This is a genomic window from uncultured Kordia sp., assembly GCF_947496985.1.
In the GTDB taxonomy this organism is placed as follows: Bacteria; Bacteroidota; Bacteroidia; order Flavobacteriales; family Flavobacteriaceae; genus Kordia.
Window position 1 is genome coordinate 99,701 of the sequence record NZ_CANMEZ010000007.1, and the last position, 24,246, is coordinate 123,946.

The window sequence follows — 24,246 nt, forward strand, 5'->3', positions numbered from 1 at the left end:
AATATCATCATTTATGGCTATTGTTTCAAGCAAAAACTACTTATAACTTCGCTAAGTAAAGTTTACTAAATATCAATGTTAATAAATCATAAACAGTCTAAATAGTACGGAAACCCATAAGGCAATGTAAATTCTTATGTTTTATTTTGTTTTTTGGAATCGTACTTAATGTTTTTTTAACCTATTTCTTACGTTAGCAAAAAGATATTCAGTACTTTTAATATGTTAAAAATTTAACGTTTTTATGTTTTATAAAAACACATTGTCAAACAATAGATAGTTTTTCTATGGTCAAAAAATACTTGTTCGCATTATGTTTAGTTTTCTTTTCTATACAACTAACAAATGCCTCATTATCAGGTTCAGAGAATATAAGTGTTGTAATAATGCCCGATGCAACAATTAATGTAGATGAAATCACTGTTTGTCAGTATAATGATTCGCCAACTATTACCTTTACAGGTTCTGGCGGAACAGCACCGTATACGTTTACGTATACTATAGGCACAGGAATGCCACAACTCATCACTTCTACAGGAGATATAGCTACTTTAGAAGTTCCTACAGGAAACGACGGAACTTTTACATTTACATTGACAGCTGTTGAAGATAGTAGCTCAACGATGCCAACTCCAATAACTGGACAAGCAGTTACTATTGATATTACTTTAGGGCCTGATCCAGACATAAACGGTCCTGGAAGTGGAGGATTTTCTAATGGAATTCCTGTTTTTAGTTCATGTGATAGTTCTGGGCCTACACTTTCTTTTTCTAATAATTCATCAACAAGAAATACGATAAATCAAAGCTATACAATAGTATGGGGAGATGGTACACCAGATTTTACAGGTAGTGATTGGGGATTACTTAATCATGATTACAGTCCAGGAACTTATAATATGATTTACACCATAATTGGAGACAATGGCTGCACTACTGTACAAGAATATATTGTATTTATAGGTTCAAATCCTGCAGTACTATTTGGAAGTGCTGGAAATGACGGAGTTATATGTAGCGGATCTTTCTTGACTATTCCAATTGACGGAACAGAAAATAATCCACCAGAAACAACGTATACTATTTCATTTAATGATGGTTCGCCAGATGAAGTATTTAGTCATCCACCGCCAGAAAATATTATACATACATTCACAACTTCCTCATGTGGAGTAGACAGTAATGGTTTTTCAAATTCATTTTCTGCAACAATGGTTGCAGAAAATTTATGTAGAAGTACCGAAGTACAACTTGTACCGATTTATGTAGCAACAGAGCCAGAAGCCGATTTTACAAGTCCTAACGACCCTATTTGTATAAATACTGAAGTTTGTTTTGACAATACATCTACAGGAAATGAAATTAATGGTGGTGACGGAAGTTGCTCTACAAGTCCAAATATTGTCTGGGATATTACCCCAAATACATTTACATTAATTAATGGTTCTTCATTAGGAGATGATTTTAATTCTACAAACACTTCGCTTTGGGCAGCTGGATCTAACACTTTATGTGTTAACTTTACTGCAGCTGGAACATACACAATTACACAAACTGCAGGAAATGCGTGTGGTATTGACACCATATCTCAAACTATATGTGTGGAAGCACCCATAAATCCACAATTCAATTTAAGTGCAAACAACGGATGTACGCCTTTAGCAGTTATAACCACAAATATAACTGATGAATCTACAAGTTGTGATCCACCAACATATCAATGGCAAGTAACCTATACTTCTGATTTTTGTGGTACTACACCTGCCGATTGGAGTTTTACCAATGGAACATCTGCAACTTCAGCAGAACCATCGCTCAATTTTGTAACACCCGGAACGTATACAATTCAATTAGCTGGCACAAATACGTGTGGTACTGAACAAACGACACAAGAAGTAATTGTAAAACAACCTCCAACAGCCGCTATTGATCCTATTGGAATTATTTGTAATACAACTTCAATTTCACCATTAGCTATTATAAACACATGTACCGATAACCCAGGAACTGTTTCGTACGATTGGCAGTTTCCAGGAGCAACACCAGCAAATTCAAGCATGCAATCACCAGGAACTATTGAATATGGAATGCCTGGAACCTATACTTTTACACTCCAGGTAACTAATGATTGTGGTACTTCAGAACTTGTGACTGAAACATTTACAATTGGCGATGTTCCGGTTATTACAAATACCGATTTAACACAAGAAAGCTGTTCAGGAAACTTAACGACACCTATTAACTTCACCTCTTCTGTAACAGGAACTACTTATACATGGACAGCGGTAGCAACGTCAAATATTGCGGGTTACTTATCTTCTGGACCTACAGATAATATTCCTGCACAACCTATGTCAACAATCGACGGCACAGCAGGAACTGTAACCTATACAGTAACTCCTTCAGTTGGAAATTGTGATGGAGATCCTGTTGATTTTGTAATCAACGTAAATCCTGCACCAGAAATTACCACGCAACCACAATCTAGTATGGTGTGTCAAAATGGAGCAGCAAACACGCTAAGCGTAGCTACTTCTGGAGCTTCACCGCAATATCAATGGTTTAGTAATACAACAAATAGTACTACAGGAGGAACTCCAGTTGCAGGAGCTACAAATCCAAATTTTGATCCTCCAACAGATACTGTTGGAACAGTATATTACTATTGTGAAATTACATTTATTGCTGACGGATGCTCGTCTTTAAATTCGCAAGTAGCAGAAGTTGAAGTCACTCCAAATGCAAGCATTACAACACAACCAACACCTACGCAAAGTTTATGTGTTGGAAGCACAATAGAAAATTCGTTGTCCGTTGCTTTCACAGACGGAACTGGAACCGTTTCTTATCAGTGGTTTAGCAATACTACGAATAGCAACACAGGTGGAACTGCAATTGTAGGTGCTACAAATGCTAGCTTTACACCTGCAATTTTCACAACAGCTGGGAATTTTTATTATTATGTAGAATTATCTTTTGCCGGAAGTGGTTGTAATGATATTGTAAGCGATGTTGCTGAAATTATTGTTTCAGAGTTACCTGTAATTGACTTACAACCGATTGCCACACAATCGCTTTGTCAAAACACAACTCCAGAAACATTAGAAATACAAGCTTCTGGAGGTTTGGGGACATTTTCGTATCAATGGTATAGCAATACTACAAATAACAATGCTGGCGGAACGGCAATTACTGGCGAAACAAATACTACGTTCACACCACCAACAGATACGGTTGGCACTTTATACTATTATTGTGAAATTTCTCAGCCACCAAATGTGAGTTGTATGATAGTGAGTAATCCTTCTGAAGTAATTGTAAATGCAGCTGCTACAATTGATTCGCAACCACAATCACAAGAATTATGTTTAGGCGAAACTGTTACTGATTTAATAATCAGCTATAATAATGGAGTTGGAACGCCAATTTTTCAATGGTATAGCAATACAGTTGATGATACAACAACAGGAACTATGATTGCTGGAGCAACAACTAACACCTATACTCCAATGGTTTCTTCTATTGGAACCAGTTATTATTATTGCACCCTTACGTTTGCTTCTGGTGGTTGTTCAGAAATTACTTCTGATACCGCTGAAATTATTGTGAACGAAACGCCTAACATTAGCAATTTTACAGAAACACTCTGTAGTGGAAATAGCTTTACCATTGTTCCAGATACTTCTAATGGAGACATTGTTCCAACTAACACAACTTACACATGGACAACTCCTATAGTTTCTCCTGCAGGAAGCGTTACTGGAATAACTACAGCAACCACTCCACAATCAGATATAACACAATCTTTAATAAACACAACTGATGCTACAGCAACAGTAACATATACTGTAATACCAACTTCAGGAAACTGTAACGGAACACCTTTTACTATAGCAATTACATTAAATGCTGCTCCAGAAGTTACCATGCAACCACAACCAAGTACAATTTGCCAAGATGGAACACCTAATACTTTGAGTATTTCTCTAGGAAGCACATCAGACACACCACAATATCAATGGTATAGTAATACGACAGATAGCAACACTAGTGGAACTGCAATTGCAGGTGCTACGAATCCTAATTTTGACCCACCAACAGATACAATCGGCACTCTATATTACTATTGTGAAATTACGTTTGTTTCTGGTGGTTGCGCATTAATAAGTTCACAAACTGCTTCAGTAACGGTGACGCCAAATCCTACAATCTCAGATCAACCAACCATGACACAGAGTTTATGTGTGGGAAGTACAATAGAAAACCCTTTAGCGGTACAATTCACTGACGGAACAGGAACAGTTTCATATCAATGGTTTAGCAATTCTATGAATAGTAACACAGGTGGAACTGCAATTACAGGCGAAACTAACGCAGATTTTACACCTCCAATATTTACCTCAACAGGAAGTTTCTATTATTATGTAGAATTATCTTTTACTGGAAGCGGCTGTAATAACATCGTTAGTGATGTTGCAGAAATCATCATTGTGGCTTCTCCAATGGTAGATGCACAACCAATTGCATCTCAAACATTATGTCAAAATAGTCCTTCACAAGTATTAGAAGTACAAGTTTCTGGAGGTTTGGGACCATTTTCGTATCAATGGTTTAGTAACACAACAAATAGTACTACAGGAGGAACTCCAATTGCAGGAGAAACCAATGCAACATTTACACCACCAACCGATACTGTTGGCTCCGTGTATTATTACTGTGAAATTTCACAAGCTGCAAGCGTAAGTTGTAATGCTATAAGTAACCCTTCTGAAGTTATTATAAACCTTGGACCACTTATTGACACACAACCACAATCACAGGAATTATGTACAGCTGACACCGTAAACACACTGAATGTGAGTTTCGTAAATGGTGTTGGCACACCAACATATCAATGGTATTCGAATACCGTTAACGACACCATCACAGGAACTATAATTACTGGCGAAACAACAGATTCGTACACTCCAAACACCACTGCAGAAGGAACTACTTATTATTACTGTATAATTACATTTTCTTCTGGAGGATGCTCTGAAATCGTTTCGGATACAGCAGAAATAATTGTAAATGAAACACCAGTAATAAGCAACTCTACTATAACAATTTGTAGCGGAAATAGCTTTACAATTGCACCTGATACTTCTAACGGTGATATTGTTCCTATGAATACTATGTATACATGGACAGCTCCATCTATTTCACCTGTAGGAAGTATTACAGGTGCAACCGCAGAAACGAATCCACAAACAGATATTAGTCAAGTATTGACAAATACAACAACTTCACCCGCAATTGTAACCTATACAGTAACACCAACAGCAGGAGTTTGTGCAGGAAACACTTTTACAGTAGAAGTCACAATAAATCCTGCTATTACACCTAATATAATGATTACCAATATTGAGTGTTTTGGAGATAATGATGGTGAGATTACTACAAATATTACGGGCGGAATTCCATTTGCAACAGGAACACCCTATATTATTTCTTGGACAGGACCTAATGGGTTCACCTCAAATGACGCTTCAATTTCTAACCTTGAACCTGGGAATTATATCTTAACGGTTCAAGATGAAGGTGGTTGTCCTTTTTCTGAAACATATACCATTACAGAACCATCAGAACTCATTTTAACCATCGATACAGAAACTTCGGTAACTTGTTTTGGTTCAGCTGATGGTGAAATTGCTGTTACAGTTTCAGGCGGAACTCAAAATTACACCTATAGTTGGACACGAAATGGTGCGCCTTTTTCTACAGACGAAGATATTTCAGACTTAACTGCGGCAACTTATGAACTGACTATTTCAGATGCAAATAATTGTGGTCCAATTGTACAATCGTTTACCATTACAGAACCAGATGAATTAGCTGTTTCATTGGCAAATCAAATGAATTTAGCATGTTTTGGAGACAATTCTGGAGCAATCGAAATAAATGTAACTGGGGGAACACCAACAGAAACGACTCCAGGTGTTTTTGAATACACCTATGCTTGGACAGGTCCAAATGGTTTTACTAGCACTTTACAAAACCTAACAACACTTGAAGGCGGAACATATAATCTAATAGTAACGGATGCTAATGGTTGTGAAGACAACTTAAATGTTATCTTAACGCAGCCAGATGAAATTGAAATTTCTACTACGTTTACTGAAATTTTATGTTTTGGAGATAACGATGGTTCTATAACGATTACAAATATCACTGGCGGTTCAGGATCGTATACAATTGAATGGAGTAATTTCGGTGAAGGAATGAGTCAGACAAATTTATCTGCTGGCGATTATACAATTACTGTAACAGATTCCAACAACTGTACAGCATTTGTAACCGTAACAATTCCAGCACCACCAATATTTACAATTGAACCTGTGGTAACGCAGATTTCTTGTTTTGGTGCAAATGACGGTAGCATCATGCTAAATTTTCAAGGTGGGCAAGACCCTATTGATTTCGCTTGGGCGGATGATCCAAATGCAGGTGTAGAACGAAATAATCTTGGGCCTGGAACTTACACTATCAATATTGTAGACGCCGTCCCATGTACCATCACGGAAACGTTTATCATTCTTGAACCTGCAGAACTTTCACTTGCAGCAAATATTACCAACGCATTGGATTGTGATGATCCAAATTCTGGAGCCATTAATCTACTAATCACTGGAGGAACACAACCTTTCACAGTCAATTGGTCTAATGGTGCCAACACAGAAGATTTAGACAATATTCCACCAGGTGATTATGTCGTAACTGTTGTCGATGCCAATGGTTGTGATATAAATGCAACATATACCGTTGTACGTCCATCTCCAATAGAGATTGCCGTTGAAACGGAAACTAATGCCAATTGTAACGCATTTACCGTAAATCAAGTATTTACAGCACAAGTTTCTGGCGGTGTTCCTCCGTATGATTTAAATTGGTCAAGCGGAATAGTTACCGGAGCCAATAATGAAATGATGACAACTTCGCAAAATGGTTTGGTCATTTTAGAAGCTACGGATGCGCTTGGTTGTGTAAGCAATTATACCTTTGAAGTTGATGTTCCTGTATTGAGCAATCCTGATTTTGAATTATCCTCTATTGGGTTTGATACATATGGAATTTATTCACAACTCGATCCAATACAATTTACCAATACGACAACAGGCGATTTTACAAATGTTTCTTGGAATTTTGGTGATGGAAACTTTTCCAATGAAGAAAATCCTTTACACACCTATGCATCCCCAGGAAGCTATACTGTAATTCAAACAGTAACTTTTCCGGGAGATTGCGTTTACGAAAGAGTCATTACTCTATTAATTGAAAAAGGATACAAACTCATTATGCCAACAGCATTTACACCAAATGATGATGGTTTAAACGATTTTTTCCGACCTGTTTTTATCGGCTTAGACAATATGCAGTTAGATATTTATGACACATGGGGAAGTTTAATTTATTCTGAAACAGGAGATGATATCCAAGGTTGGGACGGAAAAATTAAAGGCGAACTTGTCGAAAACGGAAATTACTATTACACATTTACTGCTAAAACATTTTTTGGATCTATCGTTCGCGAAAATGGACCACTTACGTTAATACTATAATTGCAAAATGAAATTAAAAATATGCCTCTTTATTATTGGTCTATGCTTCATTCCTAGAATGGAAGCACAAGATCCTATATTTTCTCAATACTTTTTAGTGCCGCAAACTATCAATCCTGGTTTCGCAGGGTTTCTAGAAACTACACACATAGGAATTGTTCACAGAACACAATGGCCCGCATTAGGTTTACGAATTGATACCAACTATGCGTTTGCAAGCACATGGTTTCCGGAAGCAAATAGTGGTGCAGGAATTAGTTTTTTAAATCAGCGCGAAAGTCAAAGTGGCTATGTCTTTTCTCAGTTTAATGTAAATTATGCCTACCAAGTTCAACTAAGCGACGATTGGTATTTTAGGCCTGGAATAGAATTTGGTCGCGGTTGGAAAAACCTAGGTTTTCAAGGATTGTTATTAGAAGATCAGATCAATATACAAACGAATGTGATTAATGCTACTTCTATAGATTTGTTATCCTTAGATGATGGAAGAATTGGTTTTTGGGATATTTCTGCTGGGTTATTGTTTAACACAGAACAAGCTTGGATTGGCGTTTCGGCAAAACATTTAAACAGACCAAATATCTCCTTAACAGTAGATGGAAATGTACCACTAGAAACATTTTTCTCTATAAGTGCAGGATATGAATTTTTAGTAACCGATTTTATTGATATTCGTTTCTTACCATTTGAAACACGCTTGATGGTTACAGGAAATTATATGCATCAAGGTCGTTTTAACCGATTTGATTTAGGAACTTCGCTCTCGGTAGGACGCTTCTTTTTAGGATCAACCTTGGTAACAAATCCTTCTAAAAATAGTGGAAATAGTCATTTATTAACTTCTATTAATGCATTTACAGGCTTACAGTATACAAATTTCCGATTTGGAATTTCCTATGATTTTAATACTTCTAGAATTGGACGAACTGGTGGTGTGTATGAACTTTCATTAACATATCAATTTGATTCAGAAGCAAAAAGATGTTACGGTTGCCCAGATTATCAGAAATAAAAAAACCTCCTCCAAAACTATCGGAGGAAGTTAATATACAGAAACCGTTTTAGGCAAACTAAACTACAGTAGTACAACCTATTGGATCAAATGTTGGCGGACAAATCATGATCATTGAACCTAACGTTGTAGGCGTACCATGCGTTGTGATTCCACCTTTTAAACTTGCAGTGTCTCGTTCGTTTAATTTAGCAATGTTCGCTTTTTTAATTTGTAGCGATTTTTTTATAATTTGTTTTTTCATCGTATAAAAATTTAAAAATAATTACTCCTGAATACTCTAAATCGGTCAGGAATTCCGATCTTAATTGATTCCAAAAATATATTGGAAGCAATCTGTAAAAGAATAATCTATACTGCAGGAGGTATCGTACATAAAATACTCGTACAGTCCTCAAATAATGTTATGGTAATTGCTACTGTAAGACTAGATCCACCATGTAACGTTTGAGTTTCATTTTTGTTTAATTGAGCAATACTCGATTTACGTATTGTCAATAATTTCTTTTTATTACTTTTTTTCATAGTATAAAGTTTATAGTTAATTATTCCTGAACATTTTAAGTTGGACAGGATTTCCAACTCCGATTGCAATCTTAATAGAATCTAATGTACAAATCACCTAAATATCAACATGTTAACAAGAAGTAAAGTTGATTGAAAAGGATTTAAAATATATGTTCCATGATTTAATATTATTCTTACGCATATCTGCTAAAAACCTCAACATAAGGTTCGAAAATAATTAGTGAATAGCACACTATTTGATGAAGTGAAACGGTTGTTATTTGATGTAAAAGCATTATATAAACACCATGAAACGCCTTTTTTTGATGTTAATGTTGATTTGAATTTATGTGAAAAAAAAATAATTGTGTATTTTCTTGCAAACAACTACTCTTTATGGAAATCACTACACTAATTATAGATGATGAACCGTTAGCGCGCCTACGAATTAGAAATCTGTTAACAGATCGTACACAGATTCAAATACTAGATGAATGTAGAACAGGCAACGAAGCTGTCTCTAAAATTAAAGAACATACACCCGATTTGATTTTTTTAGACATTCAAATGAAAGATATGACAGGGTTTGAAGTACTGGAAAAGCTAACAATTCCTAAAAAAACATTGATTGTTTTTGTTACAGCTTATGATGAATTTGCGCTAAAAGCATTCGATTATTTAGCTTTTGACTATTTGTTAAAACCTTTTAAAGACGAACGATTTTATAAAACCGTAGATCATGTCATAGAAACACATGCTCAGGAAAGTCATAGAGCGTTTAACCAACGCTTAGATCAATTATTAACAATGATTAAAACTCCTAATCAATATGTAAAAAAAGAGTTTTATCACAATTTGCCCATTCGAACTGGAAATAAAGTTCATTTCGTAACCATCACTGATATCATGTACATTACGGCGTCTAGCTATTATGCAGAAATTCATACAAAACATAAAAAATATGTATTGAGAATGTCGCTTACGAAACTAATTCAGAAGTTAAATCCAAATACATTTGCACGAATACATCGATCTACTATCTTAAATATTGCGTATATAAGTGAATTGATCCATTCAAATTTTGGAGAATTGGATGTACGTATGAAGGATCATCACATATTCCGGATTAGTAAAACGTATAAAAAGGAATTTCTAAATAAAATAGGAATATAAGATGGGTACTCATAAATCAAATACAAACTTGATAAAAAAGTATCTAGATGTAAAGTTGATCAAGATCCTTGCTTTATTTTGTCTAATAACTGTTATAGTTGTCTTTTTTCAAATATCATATTTTAAAATCCAAAAAGAAGAAACCTATGATTTGTTAGATAATTTTATAAAACACTTCCTAGTAGATTGGGTTATCATTTGCCTATTTATGTCAATTGTATCAATGATTACGAGAGCATTTTTTCTAAAAAACATTCGTTCTATCTATATTATTTTGTTTCATTTAATTGTATCACTGTGTTTTGGCTGGGTATATTCGTTTATACATTCGAGCATCTTATTAGTTCTAGGAAAAATAGATTATTCTGCATTCCTTTATTATACTTCTTTTAATATGACGATTGCTTATTTATCAAGGACTTTCTTGTTATATCTTGGAATGACGGGAATTATTTACACCTATTATTATAGTAGCAGATTAAAAACAGCCGAATTGCAAAGAGCTTTATTAGCCGAACAGTTGACACAAACCCGAATGAGCGTATTAAAATCGCAGTTACAACCACATTTTTTATTTAATACGCTACATAGTATTTCTTCATTGATAGAAACCAACACAAAGCAAGCGCAAAATACACTCAACGATTTAAGCGATCTTTTAAGAGAAGTCATAATCCTTAGAGAAGATCATTTTAACTCCTTAGCGCAAGAATTATACATCTTACAGAAGTATATAGACATCATTTTAATCCGTTATTATGATCATTTGACTATTACGACACATATAGCTCCAAACATTGAAGATACACCTGTTCCACTTATGATGATGCAGCCTATTGTAGAAAATGCCATAAAACATGGATTTACCGGAAATACGAATGCATTACAAATTGAGATTTCTATTATTGAGAAAGATGAACAGTTACTTTTTGAAATTAAAAATAATGGTACACCAATAACTAGCACATTGGATGAACTAGCAAGCAAAGGAAGTGGACTTCATAATATTATAAGTCGTTTGGAAGCACTATACCAAAATAATTATAGTTTTGAGATTGTAAATTTGGAACAATGGGTTGTTGTAAGCATCAAAATCTTACGATATCAAAATGATGTGCTACAAGACTAGTAGAAAAGTTAAGTTTATTAGATTATTTAAACGAACAAAACACTTAGAAAGTTATCAGTTTAGAGATGTAAACGCATAAAAAAAGCCATCATTTCTGATGGCTTTTAAAAGCTTTGCTCCTCCTCAAAGACTCGAACTTTGGACCCTCTGATTAACAGTCAGATGCTCTAACCAACTGAGCTAAGGAGGAGTGTTATTGCTTTTTGCGGTTGCAAATATATGCTATTTTTTATTTCGAACAAATATTTTATTTATTTTTTTAAAAAAAATTTATTCTCCGTATTAAGTTTACTTAATTAGGTTCCAAATATCGTTTCCAAATATGACAACCATTAAGCTCATAATGATCACAAAACCTATGATTTGACCTATTTCCATTACTTTTTGAGATGGTGCTTTCCCTACAATTATTTCATATAATAAAAACATTACATGCCCTCCATCTAATGCTGGAATTGGAAGAATGTTTAGAAATGCTAGCCAAACTGAAAACATTGCCATAAAGCCCCAAAAGAATTGCCAATTCCAAGTTGTTGGCATAATTTCTACAATTCCAATTGGTCCTTTTACTTGTTTGTATCCTTGAATTACAGGATTGAATATTAGTTTGAATTGTTTTACCTGACGCACTAATACATTTATTGTTTCTTCAAAACCTCTTGGCACTGCTGCAAAGAATCCATATTCTTTAGTAATGGCTAGTTTTTGTTGTGCTAATGCAAGGTCTGGTATTACACCTAAGCCTAAACTATCTGAAACTTTTGCCGTAATATCTATAACTTGATTTTGTCTTTTAACTTTTAAAACAATGGTGTTTCCTGCGCTTTTTTGTATTTCTTCAGTAAACTCATCCCAAAATTCTAGTTGAACGTTATTTGCAGTTATAATTTCGTCTCCTGCTAATATTCCAGCTTCTTTGGCATACGTACTATCTTTTACTTCACCAATAGTTAATGAATTATATCTTGGAACAACTATTTGCCTACCTCTACGTTCTAAAGCAGCTTTTTTACCTTCATCACTTAAAGGTACCGTTACTTCTTTTCCACCTCTCATTACTGTTACATCATCACCAAGTAACAAGTCCATGTTTAGGTATTTGTCTAGTTTCTCTACAGGTTTTCCATCAATTGCAATGATGTTATCTCCTGTTTTTAACCCAATTTTTTCACTAACACTATCAAAATATAGTCCGTGTTCTATTTTGTTTACTGGAATATAATTTTCTCCGTAATATGTAAATAATGCAATGTAAATGAACCAAGCTAGCAAGAAGTTAACAATAACACCACCTAACATGATGATTAATCGTTGCCAAGCTGGTTTTGAACGGAATTCCCAAGGCTCTGGTGGTTTTTCCATTTGTTCTTTATCCATGCTTTCATCAATCATTCCAGCAATTTTAACATATCCTCCAAGTGGAAGCCATCCAATACCATATTCTGTATCTCCGATTTTTTTCTTTACTAATGAAAACCAAGGATCGAAGAATAAGTAAAACTTCTCCACTTTTGTTTTAAAAAGTTTCGCTGGTATAAAGTGCCCCAATTCGTGAAGAATCACTAAAATTGAAATGATTAAGATGAACGATGTAATCTGAATAAATACTCCCATTTAGGTATAAAAATGTTTATAGAACGCACAAAAGTAAGCTTTTATGACAACTTAAAAAAGGGACAAACCTACCTATGTGTATTTTTTAAAATATTTAAATGGAAATAGTTAATAATAGTGGCTTATTTTTCAAATGAAACTGCTGTAGTTTTTTGTGTAGTATCTTCGATAGCAGGCTTAATTTCTAAATCAGCAACTGCCTCAATATCAATTCCAATTGTATTATTTCTTGAGATTAAATCAAATTTAGGATCAAAAATTACATCAGCAATTTCAAAACCTACAGTTAATGTAAATTCCTGACCATTAAATGTATTGTCTAAAGTGATTATTTTTTCTTCTCCTTGTGTTCCAATAACTAAGAAAGGTACATTCATTTCAAAATAATCTACTTTTCTGTTTGATTGCTCTTGATTTACTTTGATGTTTAATCCGTTATTTTCAGACTGATACCAAGCTACATCATATGAAGGATATCCTTCTCCATAAATCCAATCGTTGAAGAATTCTGTTAAATCTTCTCCACTCGTTTTTTCTAAATGCGCTTTCAATTGATCTGTACTTGCATACCCATATGCCAATTCTTCATCATTTAAATAATTTCTTATTCCTTGAAAAAATTCAGCATCACCTAGCTTATTACGTAACATATGAATTACCATAGCGCCTTTATTATAGGTTAGACGTGAACTAAAAATACGTCCAACATTATCTAGCTTTTCTTCTTTTACATATACTGAACCGTTTCTTGATGTTGTAATATCAGCAACTTTTCCACGTTTCCAGTTGATAAAATCTTCTTCTCCGTCTAAATGATTTTCAACTAAACCAGATAAATAGGTTGCGAATCCTTCATTTAGCCAAATGTCACTCCAGGAATCGCAAGTTACTTTATTCCCAAACCATTGGTGTGCTAATTCATGTGCAATTAATGATCTACTGAAATTCCCCATAAAAGAAATTGTAGAATGCTCCATTCCGCCACCATAAGCAAACTCTGCATGACCATATTTTTCATCTTTAAAAGGATAGTCTCCAAATAAATCTTGAAATAAATTCATGATATCAACTGTTACTTTCGTGTATTCTTCTGCTTTTTCTCTTGATTCTGGATATACATAATTTACAATATCAAAACTTTCTCCATGGTTTTCAATCGTTTGTGAAAACACTTCGTAGTTTGTTACCGCCATTCCAATTAAGTAAGAAGGAATTGGGTAATTGTGTTGCCAATGTGTTGTTACTAAATCGCCATTTGTTTCTTCAGAAATAATCATTCCATTAGAAACGGCTTTGTATGCTCTTGGTGCTGTAATAACAACATCTATTTGATCAATCTTATCGTTTAAATCTTGCTTACATGGCCACCAGTCTCTTGATCCATAAGGTTCAGAAAGTGTATATAAAGATGGTATATTATTGTGTGTAGTTGTTACGAATCCTTCTCCACGAGCGTTTCTATTTGGAGTTCCTTCGTATATAATTGTTACTTTCTCAGTTGCGTCTTCGCAAAGTCCTTTTGAAAAAGTGATCGTTAATTCATTATTTTCGTGTGTAAAATCTAACGTTTCTTCGGCTGAAGTTACAGAAGCTACTTCTAGATTGTCAGACAAATCAAAAACGATCTTATCTGTGTTTTCTAATGTACGGAATTCCGTAGTTACTTCACCTTTAATATAATGTTTTGCTGGATCTACTTCGAATTGAAGCTTGTGATATAATAAATCGTATGAAGCTGTATTTTCGTTTGCTTCAAACTGTTGCAACTGAGCTGCCTTATTATGTTCTCCTTTTACCACGTCAATCAGTTCTTTACCTGATTGCGCATTGGCGATAAAAGCACATAAGAAACCAATGGCTAAAATGGTATTCTTCATATGTAGTAAGTTAGATTTGGGACAGACAATATAGGAATTTTTCCTAGTCAAAAATAAAAATCGTAAATTTGCAGAGGGTTTTTTCGATGAATACCCCAAAACTAATCGACGAACTGTAAATTTATCCGTTAAACGAACTTTTATGTTATCATTTTTCAGCAAATACAGACTTTTTGCGATTGTAATGCTCTGTTTATCAGCAATTATCGTATCAGCCTTCTACTTTACACTTAAACGAAAGGAAACGCTTCCTATATATCAACCTGCTAATGTAAATGTCGAATTAGTTGACAATTCCATACAACATGTGAGTAAATATCATAAAATAAATGATTTTTCTTTGACCAATCAGAATGGTGAAACTATCACTCAAGAGGCATATAAGGGGAAAATTTATGTTGCTGATTTTTTCTTTACAACTTGTGCAACTATTTGTCCTATCATGACAAAAAATATGGCTGACATCCAAAAAGAGATCATGAATGATAGAGATATTATGTTACTTTCTCATTCAGTAACTCCTGAAATTGATACCGTAGCGCAACTAAAACGCTATGCTATTGAAAAAGGTGTAAATGATGAAAAATGGAATTTAGTTACTGGTGATAAAAAACAGATTTACGATTTAGCACGCAAGTCCTACTTAGCTGTAAAATCGCAAGGAGATAATGATTACGGAATGGTACATACCGAAAATTTTATGCTAATTGATAAAGAACGACGTATTCGTGGTTTTTATGATGGAACTAAGGATGAAGACATCAAAAAGCTTCTGGAAGATATTAAAATCTTAAAAAAGTCTTATAAATAGACGTTTTTACACACGGAAGTTTTCTAACTTAACTTTTTAACTTATTTTTGCTTCTTTAAAATTAATCTAAATAAAGAATGCACACCATTGCAGATTTAAAGAAAGGAGAAAAAGCAGTAATTCTTGATTTCTCTGTTGATACAATTCCTCTAAAACTCATAGAAATGGGTTGCCTTCCTGGAAATGAAGTGAGTTTGGTACAAACCACACTTTTTAATGGTCCTTTATTTTTAACGATTAATGGAAGTAATATTGCGGTTAGAAAAGATACTGCCGAACAAATTCTAATAGAAAAAATATAATCCTATTCGCGAATGAGTGATTCAATGATACAAGTAGCATTAATAGGAAATCCAAATACAGGTAAAACATCATTATTCAACCATTTAACAGGATTGAATCAGAAAGTTGGAAATTATCCAGGTATTACTGTTGATAAGAAAACTGGAACATGTAAGCTTTCCAAAACGCAAAAAGCAACGATTTTAGATTTACCCGGAACGTATAGCTTGAATGCTTCTTCGGCAGATGAAAAAATTGCTATTGATGTTTTAAATAATCCTGATAACGAATATTATCCTGATGTTGCTGTTGTGGTCACTGATGTTGAACAACTAAAACGCAATCTACTAATATTCACACAAGTAAAAGACTTAGCAATTCCTACAATTTTGGTCATTAACATGGCTGATAGAATGAAAGCAAAAGGAATTACACTTGATATACCACAGTTAGAATCTGATTTAAACACGAAAATTGTAGTCATTAGTTCAAAACTACACACGGGAATTTCTGAGGTAAAAGAAGCTATTTTAGCGTACAAAAGTATTTCTAGTAATGCTTGTATTCCTGAGGAACGTTTCAAGCAAAATACAATCAAAAATCCTGAATTACTCACATCATTGTCAGCTGTTGAACTCAAAAAAACGCAGCATCATGAAACTGTAATTCGCTATCAATTCATTAATAATACATTAAAAAAATCGTACAAAATAGACAAAGAGAAAGCTTCGGATTTACAAACTAAGCTCGATCGTATTTTCACACATAAGATATTCGGATATGTCATTTTTGGATTGTTGTTATTGTTGATATTTCAAGTAATTTTTGAATGGAGTTCTGTTCCTATGGACTTTATTGATAGTACGTTTGGCTCGTTGGCCGAATGGACACAAAATACTTTACCAGAAGGAATGTTTACCAATTTATTAGCTGAAGGAATCATTGCAGGTTTGGGCGGAATTATTATATTTATTCCACAAATTGCTTTTCTATTTCTATTCATTTCCATTTTGGAAGAAAGTGGCTATATGAGTCGTGTTGTCTTTTTAATGGATAAAATTATGCGTCGTTTTGGTATGAGTGGAAAAAGTGTTGTTCCACTGATTTCTGGAGCAGCTTGTGCAATTCCTGCAATTATGGCAACAAGAAACATTGAAAGCTGGAAAGAACGATTAATCACTATTTTAGTTACACCATTTATTACCTGTTCTGCACGTTTGCCAGTATATGCTATTTTAATTGCGTTAGTGATTCCAAGTGAACGTGTTTTTTGGTTTTTTAATTGGCAAGGACTCACTTTGATGTTATTGTATGTTATAGGTTTTGCAATTGCATTACTTTCCGCATACATTTTACACAAAACGTTAAAAATTGAAAGCAAGTCATATTTTGTGGTTGAAATGCCAAAATATAAAGTTCCATTATTTAAAAATGTAGCATTAACTGTTTTAGAAAAGACAAAAACCTTTGTATTTGAAGCTGGAAAAATCATTTTAGCTATTTCTATTATTTTGTGGGTATTGGCTTCTGTTGGAGTAAATGATTCGTTTAAGAATGCAGATCAAATTATTGCAACTTCTGTTAAAGAAAATGGTTTCAATGAGATTCAAGAAATTTCACTACAAAATAAAATTACACGCTTTGAAGAACTTTTAAAAGAAGAGGCTAAAGAAGCGAATAAAACATTGACTGCACAGGATATTAATTCTGCCTTAGCTGAAGAAACAGCAGCGTTTAGACAAGCCGTAATTGATGATGAAGTAGCTGCTTTAAAACTTGAAAACTCTGCATTAGGAGTTATGGGAAAAGTCATTGAGCCAGCTATAAAACCTTTAGGATACGATTGGAAAATTGGAATTGCTTTGGTGAGTTCATTTGCAGCTCGTGAAGTGTTTATAGGTACCTTGGCAACAATTTATAGTGTAGGAAGTGAAGGTGATGACGAGGAAGGAAACACGATTAAAGCCAAAATGCAATCAGAAGTACATGCCGATTCTGGCAAAAAGGTATTTACCTTTGCATCAGGAATATCGTTATTATTGTTTTATGCTTTTGCAATGCAATGTATGAGTACATTAGCCATTGTAAAACGTGAAACAAATGGTTGGAAATGGCCAATGATTCAATTATTTGGTATGTCGGCTATCGCATATATTGCTGGTTTAATAGCGTATCAGTTTTTAAAGTAATAAATTATGATTCAAGAACTATTAGTAGGAATTACATTTTTGATTGCCGTAGGTTTTCTCATCAAGAAATTTTTCTGGAAAAAGAAAGCCGCAAAAGCCTGTGGAAAAGACGCTTGCGGCTGTTAACTATTTATTTTTTACTTTTTAAAAGTAATAACTCAATCCGAAAATTAAATCTTCAAAATTAAGTGACGCTCTAAATTCACTAATATCCGTAGTAGTATCATTTGTTGGATTGTATATTTCACTTGACGTATATCCGACTGCACCAATGTTGATTTCTAAACCTATGTTTTTACTAAACATGTATGTAAATCCTGGACGAATTCCAACAAACAAAGCTTTCGTTCTTATATTGTTTTCTCCATTCGTTTTTGCTTGTCTATGTGAATACAATACTTCTCCTTGACCAAATATAGCCAAACGCTTCCCTATGCCTTTGTAATAGCGTACATATGGAAATATATTAAATGTATTAATTTTCACTTCTTGATCATCATCAAACGTTAGCTTCACATCTCTATCACGATGTTCATATCCAACACCTAAACCAATAAAAAAATTATCACTTACTGCATAGGCATATGAAGCATTGATTCCGGCTACAAACACTTTTTCTTCTGTAACCGTAACGCTCATGTTATCGGTAGTACTACTATTGATAAAAAAGCTAGTATTTATAAGATTACTTCCTTTAGCAAATAAAAGTGTATTGTTACTTTCATCCTGATCAGAAGTATTGTCTTGTGCATGTGCGTATCCAATAATAAATAAGCACAAAAAAAGTACAATTTTTTTCATCTTTTTTAGAAGTAATAACTAAGTCCGAAAATTAAGTTTGCAGTATTGAATGATAAATTAAACGAATTATTATCACTTTCTATATTACTCTGCGTATTTTCGGTAGTCGCAGTTGTATATCCTAATGCACCAATAGTAGTTTCTAATGCTAAACATTTGCTTACCATAAACGTAAGTCCTGGCCTAACTCCAACAAAAAAGCTATTCGTATCATTTGTATCTTGTCCGTTAACTTTAGTTTTTGTTTTTGAATATTGCGCTTCTCCTTGTACAAAAAAGGCAAATCGCTTTCCTAATCCTTTGTAGTAACGTACGTATGGAAACACACGAAAGCTGTTATTGGTAAATTCTTGAGTTGGATCTCCTGTAACATCTACTTCACGTTTGTTATGTGTATATCCAATACCAAGTCCTAAGAATAAATCATCACTAATAGCATATCCATATGATGAATTAACACCAAAACCGAAACGTTTATCTTCTTGTGTTTGTGATGGCAAATCAGTTTCTACCTTCGTATTGTTAAAAAAGAGACCTCCATTTAACAAACTAGTTCCTTTTGCAAAGGTTAGTTTATCCGAACTTGAATCTTTGTCGATGTCTTGTGCATTCACAAACCCAATGACGAGCATGCATAAAATAATTGTAATTTTTTTCATAAAATAGTTTTTTTGTTAATTAGACATTTAAAGTATCAAAAAAATAGCACTTACGGTCTGCTTTTCTGTTTTTAATACTATTCTTTTTGGAAAGAAAAAGTAAAATCTTACAACAAATCTTAAATTGTAGTTATGACAATATTTGTAAAACTTCAATTCATTGTTCCTATCTTATTTATTGGAATCGGATATTATTTAGATTTAAAACAAAACCCTAATCAATTCAAGTAGGACATCAAAGGAAGTACATTGTATCTATTAGGAATTTTAATATTTGTAATACTCGAAAAAGTATTGTTTGATATTGGAATCATATATATAATATTACAAATTGCAATTTTGATTATGTTATCGTTTTGGATAAAATTCTCATTGCAGAAAGGAAAGTAAAAGGCGTAAAAAAAGAGAGTGTTAAGCCCCACTCTCTTTTTTTATGTCTGTTCATTAATATAACTACAAAAGCAAATCAATGAAGACTATTTTAAAATTACTCATTACTAAAGTAATTTGATTATCAATCATTTAGAATATATTTAGATTAACCAGCTATGTTCATCGACAAACGCACTATTTCTATAGATAAACGGTAAGGTGAAAAGTTCAAAAAATACGCTAAAACACTATAAAACAACAAACTAACATTTGTTAGCAATAACTTACAATTAGTGAGTTATTATACATATTATCCTCTAAATAAGAAGAAATCATCTTTCGTCAATTAAAGAATTAGACAACAAAATAGAATCTTGTTTTTTAGCTTTTACATCACTTTGCAAACGCGCTTTTATTTTGGTAGTCGCCTTATAAAATTTACCTGTAGCTTCAAACACTAATGCATATCCTTCCTCTACCATATTGGTAGAATCTTGGACAATCCAGTTGGGTAAAAATTCTTCTTTCGCATATGTTATTGCTCCTTTTGCAGGATCGGCAATCCAAATAGAGTCTCTATCCATTTTATACACCAATACAAAATGATTTCCATTCCAATGCAACATTGCTGGATATGGAACTTCGTTCAGTAAAGTTTCATAGTCAATTTTAATTGCTAGGTTTTTTAAACCAATTATATCTGCTGCACTTGCAATATCCCCCATAGAAGTTCCTTCCGCTCGTAAATTGGAAAGTTTGTTTAAGAGTTCAATATCATAATCAACGCCATAATAGCGACTCACCATTTGTAAACATGTTGGCCCGCACTCAACCTGGTCTTTTTGTAAAATAATTGGAAATGGTTTTTCCTGTTCATGCCCTAATTTACAAGAAACAATAAGTAAAAATAGCCAAAACAATCTTATAACTTTCATAGATTTCTATCCTCTAAATAAGAAGAAATCATCTTTCATTTCTTCTATTTCTGTATCTTTATTTGTAATGATATAATCAATGGCTTTTTCTGTAAATTCTTCTCCTTTTTTAGTAAGTGAGATTATATTGTCATCCACCGTAATCATATTATTTTTCAATGCCAATTCTACAATAGATTTTGAACGCAATTGTTGCCAGTTGATATGTTCGTTTAAGTGTTTTACATGACGCTCACTTTCCTCTGAATGATTTCGAATGTGTAATAAAAACACCAATAACATAATTTCAGTTTTCTGCTGTCTCACTTTATAATACCCATAAATTACACCTCTTTTGGGTAAAATGTATATTAAAATAGCTGCCATCACAAAACCAACTCCTATAATAGATACATAATCTAAAAAGACAAATTGCTCAAAAACCATTTTTATTTTTCCGCTTAGCGCGAATTCTGCAAAACCTGGTTCATTTAATAATAAAGCTTCATAGTATTGATTAAAGATTATACCAGCAACCGTTCCTAAACTTACTATAATTGACGTAATAATTGGTTCATATACTAACAAAAATAAGATTGCTAAAACCGTTGTCATTGATCCAGAAATAGAAGCGTCTAATAAATGTGCTAACCAATACCCTGAAATTGCCGAAAACACTCCAAAAAAGCAGGAAAGTATAAGCATTTTCTTTAAATCTTTTGTAAAAAGATATGCAGTTGCTGCAGGTGCAATCATCAATGCAACCACTAAAATTGGACCAACAGCATCAAACGCACCAACTATGGTAATTGACGAAACTGTCATGAGTCCGTAATGCATTATAACTGGCGAAAAACCTAATGCAGCCGCCAAACCAGCATCAAATGTACTTACTTTGAGCTCTTTGAAAAATGCAAATAATAGTATCAAAGTGATGATCAGAATAGATCCAATAACCCAAATGGCTTTTGGTCCCAAATTGATACACGAATCGGCAATACCTTCCGTACAATTGATCAATAACGGATCAAAAGGAGCTAAACTTAAGTCACCAACCATTACAGAATCGATATCCAAATGTACATCGTTAGCGTTTTTTGCTATTAAAATAACCCCAATACTAAACAATGCTGGAAATACAAGTCCGATGGCAGTGTCCTCTTTTACCAAGCCTGTTTTCTGAATAAACTCAACTAAAAAAACGGTGATAATTCCTGCCAAAGCAGCTAGCACAATAAGTAAAGGAGAAGATGTATCGCCTACAATGAAAAATCCTATTACAATCCCTAACAAGATAGAATGACTTATGGCATCACTGATTAATGACATTTTTCGCAATACTAAAAATGTCCCAGGAATGGCACAAGCAACTGCAACGAGCGCTACAATAATTTGTATGGTAATTTGTGCGCTATTCATATGTATCTTTTACTTGCTGATCGTATAAATTCTCGGCTTTTTTATATCCTTTTTGCGTCATAGACCATTGTTGTCCATTGATTTCAACATAATTCAAATCGACAAGTTCTTGCAGTGATCGTCTTGAAAATCCTTGAAAACCATTTAAGATTTTAATCGCATGCGGATGTGCTATATTTTCATGCGTTTTTGCAATTCCGTACATAAACGCTAATGTTTTTTGCATTTTGATATTATTTCTATTTTTCATGAAACGAATTTGCCTGAACAACAGACCTCGACTTGGAGAAAATATAAATGATATCAACACCAAACTTGCAGCTACTAAAACAATTACAGGACCTGTTGGCAAGTTACTTTGACTTGCACTGATTCCTGTTCCGACAACTCCTGAAAATGCACCAAAAATAGCCGCTAAAATCACCATGACTCCTAAACTATTTGTCCATTGCCGCGCAGCCGCAGCTGGCGCTAACAGCATTGCACTCATTAATACAACACCAACCGTTTGCAAACCTAACACAATGGTAATTACAATAAATGTTGTAATTAATATATCTATAAATCGCGTGTTGAAACCGAGTGTTTTGGTATAATCTGCATCAAAGAGTAAGATTTTGAATTCTTTCCAAAATACGAGTAGTATTATTAAACAAATTCCTGCTACAATTGCCATTAACCACACATCTTTTTCAAGTAATGTTGCAGCTTGTCCAAATAAATAAGTATCCAAACCTGCTTGATTGGCATTTGGTTGCTTTTGAATGAACGTTAATAACAACATTCCAAAACCAAAGAATAAAGAAAGCGTTAAACCTAGTGCTGTATCTGACTTTAGATGTGTTTTTTTCGTAATTCCACGAATCCAAAATGTTCCAATTAATCCACTTATCAAGGCGCCAATTAGTAAAATGTAAGTGTCTTTTGCACCCATTATTAAAAATGCAATTGCAATTCCGGGTAATGCGGCATGCGAAATGGCATCACCGAGTAGACTTTGCTTACGCAATACAGCAAAACTTCCCAACATTCCACAAATAGCTCCTAAAATTGCCGTTCCAAGTGTAATAGTTCGTAAAGTGTAATCTTCAAAAACAAGCGATATGTATTCTTGAATGTCTATGGTTTCTTGTCTTTAACTTGTTTCACAAATTTCTTCCCATCAAAGGTTAGAAGGACTTTTTTTCCTGTAGGCTTAAAAAAACCACTATCGTTATCCATTACAAATTCACCATGTGTAATAGTTCCTGTTTTTACATCAACCTGTAAGTCAAAATCATAACGTCTTGGTATTTTGAACACATAGATAGTTTCATTGTTTTCAAAAATGGTTTTTCGTACTAATTTTTCATTGATTAATTCAAAATAGGTTAAAATTTTATGATGATGACCACTTCCATACGTTCCATATCCTTCAAATAGGTATCCTTTTGCAAATGGATAAATTCCTAAAATTACCGCATCAGCAAACATATCATTTCCTTCTTCCTCTTCATCAATTGGTTCATCCTGAATTGAAACGACATGTATTTGATTATCTGATTCGAATTGAATTAAACTTTTTAATGCATGCCAGCTTCCTCCGGTAAGTGTATCCCAGCTAAAGGTTCGAATTTTTCTATCTTTTGAGGTTTTGATATTTATATATTTACGAAGTTCTGGAAATCTATACTCCCAACTTTCTTTATTTGAAAGTACTTTTCTTAAAGTTTTTTCAAACTGAATCGCTACAGTTGATCTATCTATATCTTCATCTTTGGAACGTAGTTTTGTCAATGCAGCCAGTACTTTTTCTTCTTCCGCTTTCATATTCGTTTGTGCAAACATTGAAAGTGTAGTGAAACTAACCAATAGTACTAAAAAGAATGTTTTTGTTTTCATAGGCTTTG

General features: G+C 33.7%; 17 protein-coding genes and 1 tRNA gene. 8 read left to right on the forward strand and 10 right to left on the reverse strand.

The window, feature by feature from the left end; all coding sequences use genetic code 11:
* Nucleotides 1–287 precede the first annotated feature (287 nt).
* Both Q0828_RS17300 and Q0828_RS17305 read left to right on the forward strand, forming a co-directional pair.
* Nucleotides 288–7,598, forward strand: coding sequence for a PKD domain-containing protein (locus tag Q0828_RS17300; protein ID WP_298423983.1), 7,311 nt, complete (start codon nt 288–290; stop codon nt 7,596–7,598).
* A gap of 7 nt (nt 7,599–7,605) precedes the next feature.
* A complete protein-coding gene (locus Q0828_RS17305; RefSeq protein WP_298423985.1) occupies nt 7,606–8,610 on the forward strand; it encodes a PorP/SprF family type IX secretion system membrane protein in 1,005 nt (334 codons plus the stop codon).
* A 58-nt stretch (nt 8,611–8,668) separates the two neighbouring features.
* On the opposite strand, the gene Q0828_RS17310 is transcribed toward Q0828_RS17305, so the two are convergent.
* Complete coding sequence (locus tag Q0828_RS17310; RefSeq protein WP_298423988.1) at nt 8,669–8,854, reverse strand: class I lanthipeptide; 186 nt, start codon at nt 8,852–8,854, stop codon at nt 8,669–8,671.
* A 659-nt stretch (nt 8,855–9,513) separates the two neighbouring features.
* On the opposite strand from Q0828_RS17310, the gene Q0828_RS17315 reads away from it, so the two are divergent.
* Nucleotides 9,514–10,290, forward strand: coding sequence for a LytTR family DNA-binding domain-containing protein (locus Q0828_RS17315; protein ID WP_298423991.1), 777 nt, complete (start codon nt 9,514–9,516; stop codon nt 10,288–10,290).
* Nucleotides 10,291–10,684: 394 nt separating this feature from the next.
* On the forward strand, nt 10,685–11,419 hold the full coding sequence (locus Q0828_RS17320) for a histidine kinase (protein ID WP_298423994.1): 735 nt from the start codon (nt 10,685–10,687) through the stop codon (nt 11,417–11,419).
* A gap of 116 nt (nt 11,420–11,535) precedes the next feature.
* Here Q0828_RS17320 and Q0828_RS17325 read toward each other — a convergent pair.
* From Q0828_RS17325 to Q0828_RS17335, 3 genes are all read right to left on the reverse strand, one after another.
* Nucleotides 11,536–11,609 (reverse strand) — tRNA-Asn (locus tag Q0828_RS17325).
* A gap of 98 nt (nt 11,610–11,707) precedes the next feature.
* Complete coding sequence (gene rseP, locus Q0828_RS17330; protein WP_298423997.1) at nt 11,708–13,033, reverse strand: RIP metalloprotease RseP; 1,326 nt, start codon at nt 13,031–13,033, stop codon at nt 11,708–11,710.
* Nucleotides 13,034–13,155: 122 nt separating this feature from the next.
* On the reverse strand, nt 13,156–14,910 hold the full coding sequence (locus Q0828_RS17335) for a M1 family metallopeptidase (protein WP_298424000.1): 1,755 nt from the start codon (nt 14,908–14,910) through the stop codon (nt 13,156–13,158).
* Between the two features lie 142 nt (nt 14,911–15,052).
* Here Q0828_RS17335 and Q0828_RS17340 point away from each other — a divergent pair, with 142 nt between their 5' ends.
* From Q0828_RS17340 to Q0828_RS17355, 4 genes are all read left to right on the forward strand, one after another.
* A complete protein-coding gene (locus Q0828_RS17340; RefSeq protein ID WP_298424003.1) occupies nt 15,053–15,721 on the forward strand; it encodes an SCO family protein in 669 nt (222 codons plus the stop codon).
* A 77-nt stretch (nt 15,722–15,798) separates the two neighbouring features.
* Complete coding sequence (locus Q0828_RS17345) at nt 15,799–16,023, forward strand: FeoA family protein (RefSeq protein WP_298424006.1); 225 nt, start codon at nt 15,799–15,801, stop codon at nt 16,021–16,023.
* Nucleotides 16,024–16,035: 12 nt separating this feature from the next.
* A complete protein-coding gene (gene feoB / locus Q0828_RS17350; protein WP_298424009.1) occupies nt 16,036–18,192 on the forward strand; it encodes a ferrous iron transport protein B in 2,157 nt (718 codons plus the stop codon).
* A 6-nt stretch (nt 18,193–18,198) separates the two neighbouring features.
* Complete coding sequence (locus Q0828_RS17355) at nt 18,199–18,318, forward strand: FeoB-associated Cys-rich membrane protein (RefSeq protein ID WP_298424012.1); 120 nt, start codon at nt 18,199–18,201, stop codon at nt 18,316–18,318.
* An 18-nt stretch (nt 18,319–18,336) separates the two neighbouring features.
* Here Q0828_RS17355 and Q0828_RS17360 read toward each other — a convergent pair whose 3' ends face one another.
* The 6 genes from Q0828_RS17360 to Q0828_RS17385 form a co-directional block, all read right to left on the reverse strand.
* A complete protein-coding gene (locus Q0828_RS17360; protein ID WP_298424015.1) occupies nt 18,337–18,993 on the reverse strand; it encodes an outer membrane beta-barrel protein in 657 nt (218 codons plus the stop codon).
* Between the two features lie 5 nt (nt 18,994–18,998).
* A complete protein-coding gene (locus Q0828_RS17365; protein ID WP_298424018.1) occupies nt 18,999–19,652 on the reverse strand; it encodes an outer membrane beta-barrel protein in 654 nt (217 codons plus the stop codon).
* A 704-nt stretch (nt 19,653–20,356) separates the two neighbouring features.
* The gene (locus tag Q0828_RS17370) at nt 20,357–20,959 is read right to left on the reverse strand and encodes a cysteine peptidase family C39 domain-containing protein (protein WP_298424021.1); all 603 of its coding nucleotides are present in this window, start codon (nt 20,957–20,959) and stop codon (nt 20,357–20,359) included.
* Nucleotides 20,960–20,965: 6 nt separating this feature from the next.
* Nucleotides 20,966–22,357 carry a metal ABC transporter permease gene (locus Q0828_RS17375; RefSeq protein WP_298424024.1) on the reverse strand — a complete coding sequence of 464 codons (1,392 nt, stop codon included), beginning with the start codon at nt 22,355–22,357 and terminating at the stop codon, nt 20,966–20,968.
* Complete coding sequence (locus tag Q0828_RS17380; RefSeq protein WP_298424349.1) at nt 22,350–23,480, reverse strand: metal ABC transporter permease; 1,131 nt, start codon at nt 23,478–23,480, stop codon at nt 22,350–22,352. Before Q0828_RS17380 ends, Q0828_RS17375 begins: the two co-directional genes overlap by 8 nt.
* Nucleotides 23,477–24,238 carry a hypothetical protein gene (locus Q0828_RS17385; RefSeq protein WP_298424026.1) on the reverse strand — a complete coding sequence of 254 codons (762 nt, stop codon included), beginning with the start codon at nt 24,236–24,238 and terminating at the stop codon, nt 23,477–23,479. The genes Q0828_RS17380 and Q0828_RS17385 overlap by 4 nt, the downstream gene beginning before the upstream one ends.
* Nucleotides 24,239–24,246: the final 8 nt, after the last annotated feature.

Bases quoted from the DNA above. Each gene is read 5' to 3' on its own strand.
- Q0828_RS17340 (WP_298424003.1), top strand. From the start codon at position 15,053: ATGTTATCATTTTTCAGCAAATACAGACTTTTTGCGATTGTAATGCTC.
- rseP (WP_298423997.1), bottom strand. From the start codon at position 13,033: ATGGGAGTATTTATTCAGATTACATCGTTCATCTTAATCATTTCAATT.
- Q0828_RS17305 (WP_298423985.1), top strand. From the start codon at position 7,606: ATGAAATTAAAAATATGCCTCTTTATTATTGGTCTATGCTTCATTCCT.
- Q0828_RS17375 (WP_298424024.1), bottom strand. From the start codon at position 22,357: ATGAATAGCGCACAAATTACCATACAAATTATTGTAGCGCTCGTTGCA.
- Q0828_RS17320 (WP_298423994.1), top strand. From the start codon at position 10,685: ATGACGATTGCTTATTTATCAAGGACTTTCTTGTTATATCTTGGAATG.
- Q0828_RS17355 (WP_298424012.1), top strand. From the start codon at position 18,199: ATGATTCAAGAACTATTAGTAGGAATTACATTTTTGATTGCCGTAGGT.
- feoB (WP_298424009.1), top strand. From the start codon at position 16,036: ATGAGTGATTCAATGATACAAGTAGCATTAATAGGAAATCCAAATACA.
- Q0828_RS17310 (WP_298423988.1), bottom strand. From the start codon at position 8,854: ATGAAAAAACAAATTATAAAAAAATCGCTACAAATTAAAAAAGCGAAC.
- Q0828_RS17315 (WP_298423991.1), top strand. From the start codon at position 9,514: ATGGAAATCACTACACTAATTATAGATGATGAACCGTTAGCGCGCCTA.
- Q0828_RS17300 (WP_298423983.1), top strand. From the start codon at position 288: ATGGTCAAAAAATACTTGTTCGCATTATGTTTAGTTTTCTTTTCTATA.
- Q0828_RS17370 (WP_298424021.1), bottom strand. From the start codon at position 20,959: ATGAAAGTTATAAGATTGTTTTGGCTATTTTTACTTATTGTTTCTTGT.
- Q0828_RS17385 (WP_298424026.1), bottom strand. From the start codon at position 24,238: ATGAAAACAAAAACATTCTTTTTAGTACTATTGGTTAGTTTCACTACA.
- Q0828_RS17360 (WP_298424015.1), bottom strand. From the start codon at position 18,993: ATGAAAAAAATTGTACTTTTTTTGTGCTTATTTATTATTGGATACGCA.
- Q0828_RS17345 (WP_298424006.1), top strand. From the start codon at position 15,799: ATGCACACCATTGCAGATTTAAAGAAAGGAGAAAAAGCAGTAATTCTT.
- Q0828_RS17365 (WP_298424018.1), bottom strand. From the start codon at position 19,652: ATGAAAAAAATTACAATTATTTTATGCATGCTCGTCATTGGGTTTGTG.
- Q0828_RS17335 (WP_298424000.1), bottom strand. From the start codon at position 14,910: ATGAAGAATACCATTTTAGCCATTGGTTTCTTATGTGCTTTTATCGCC.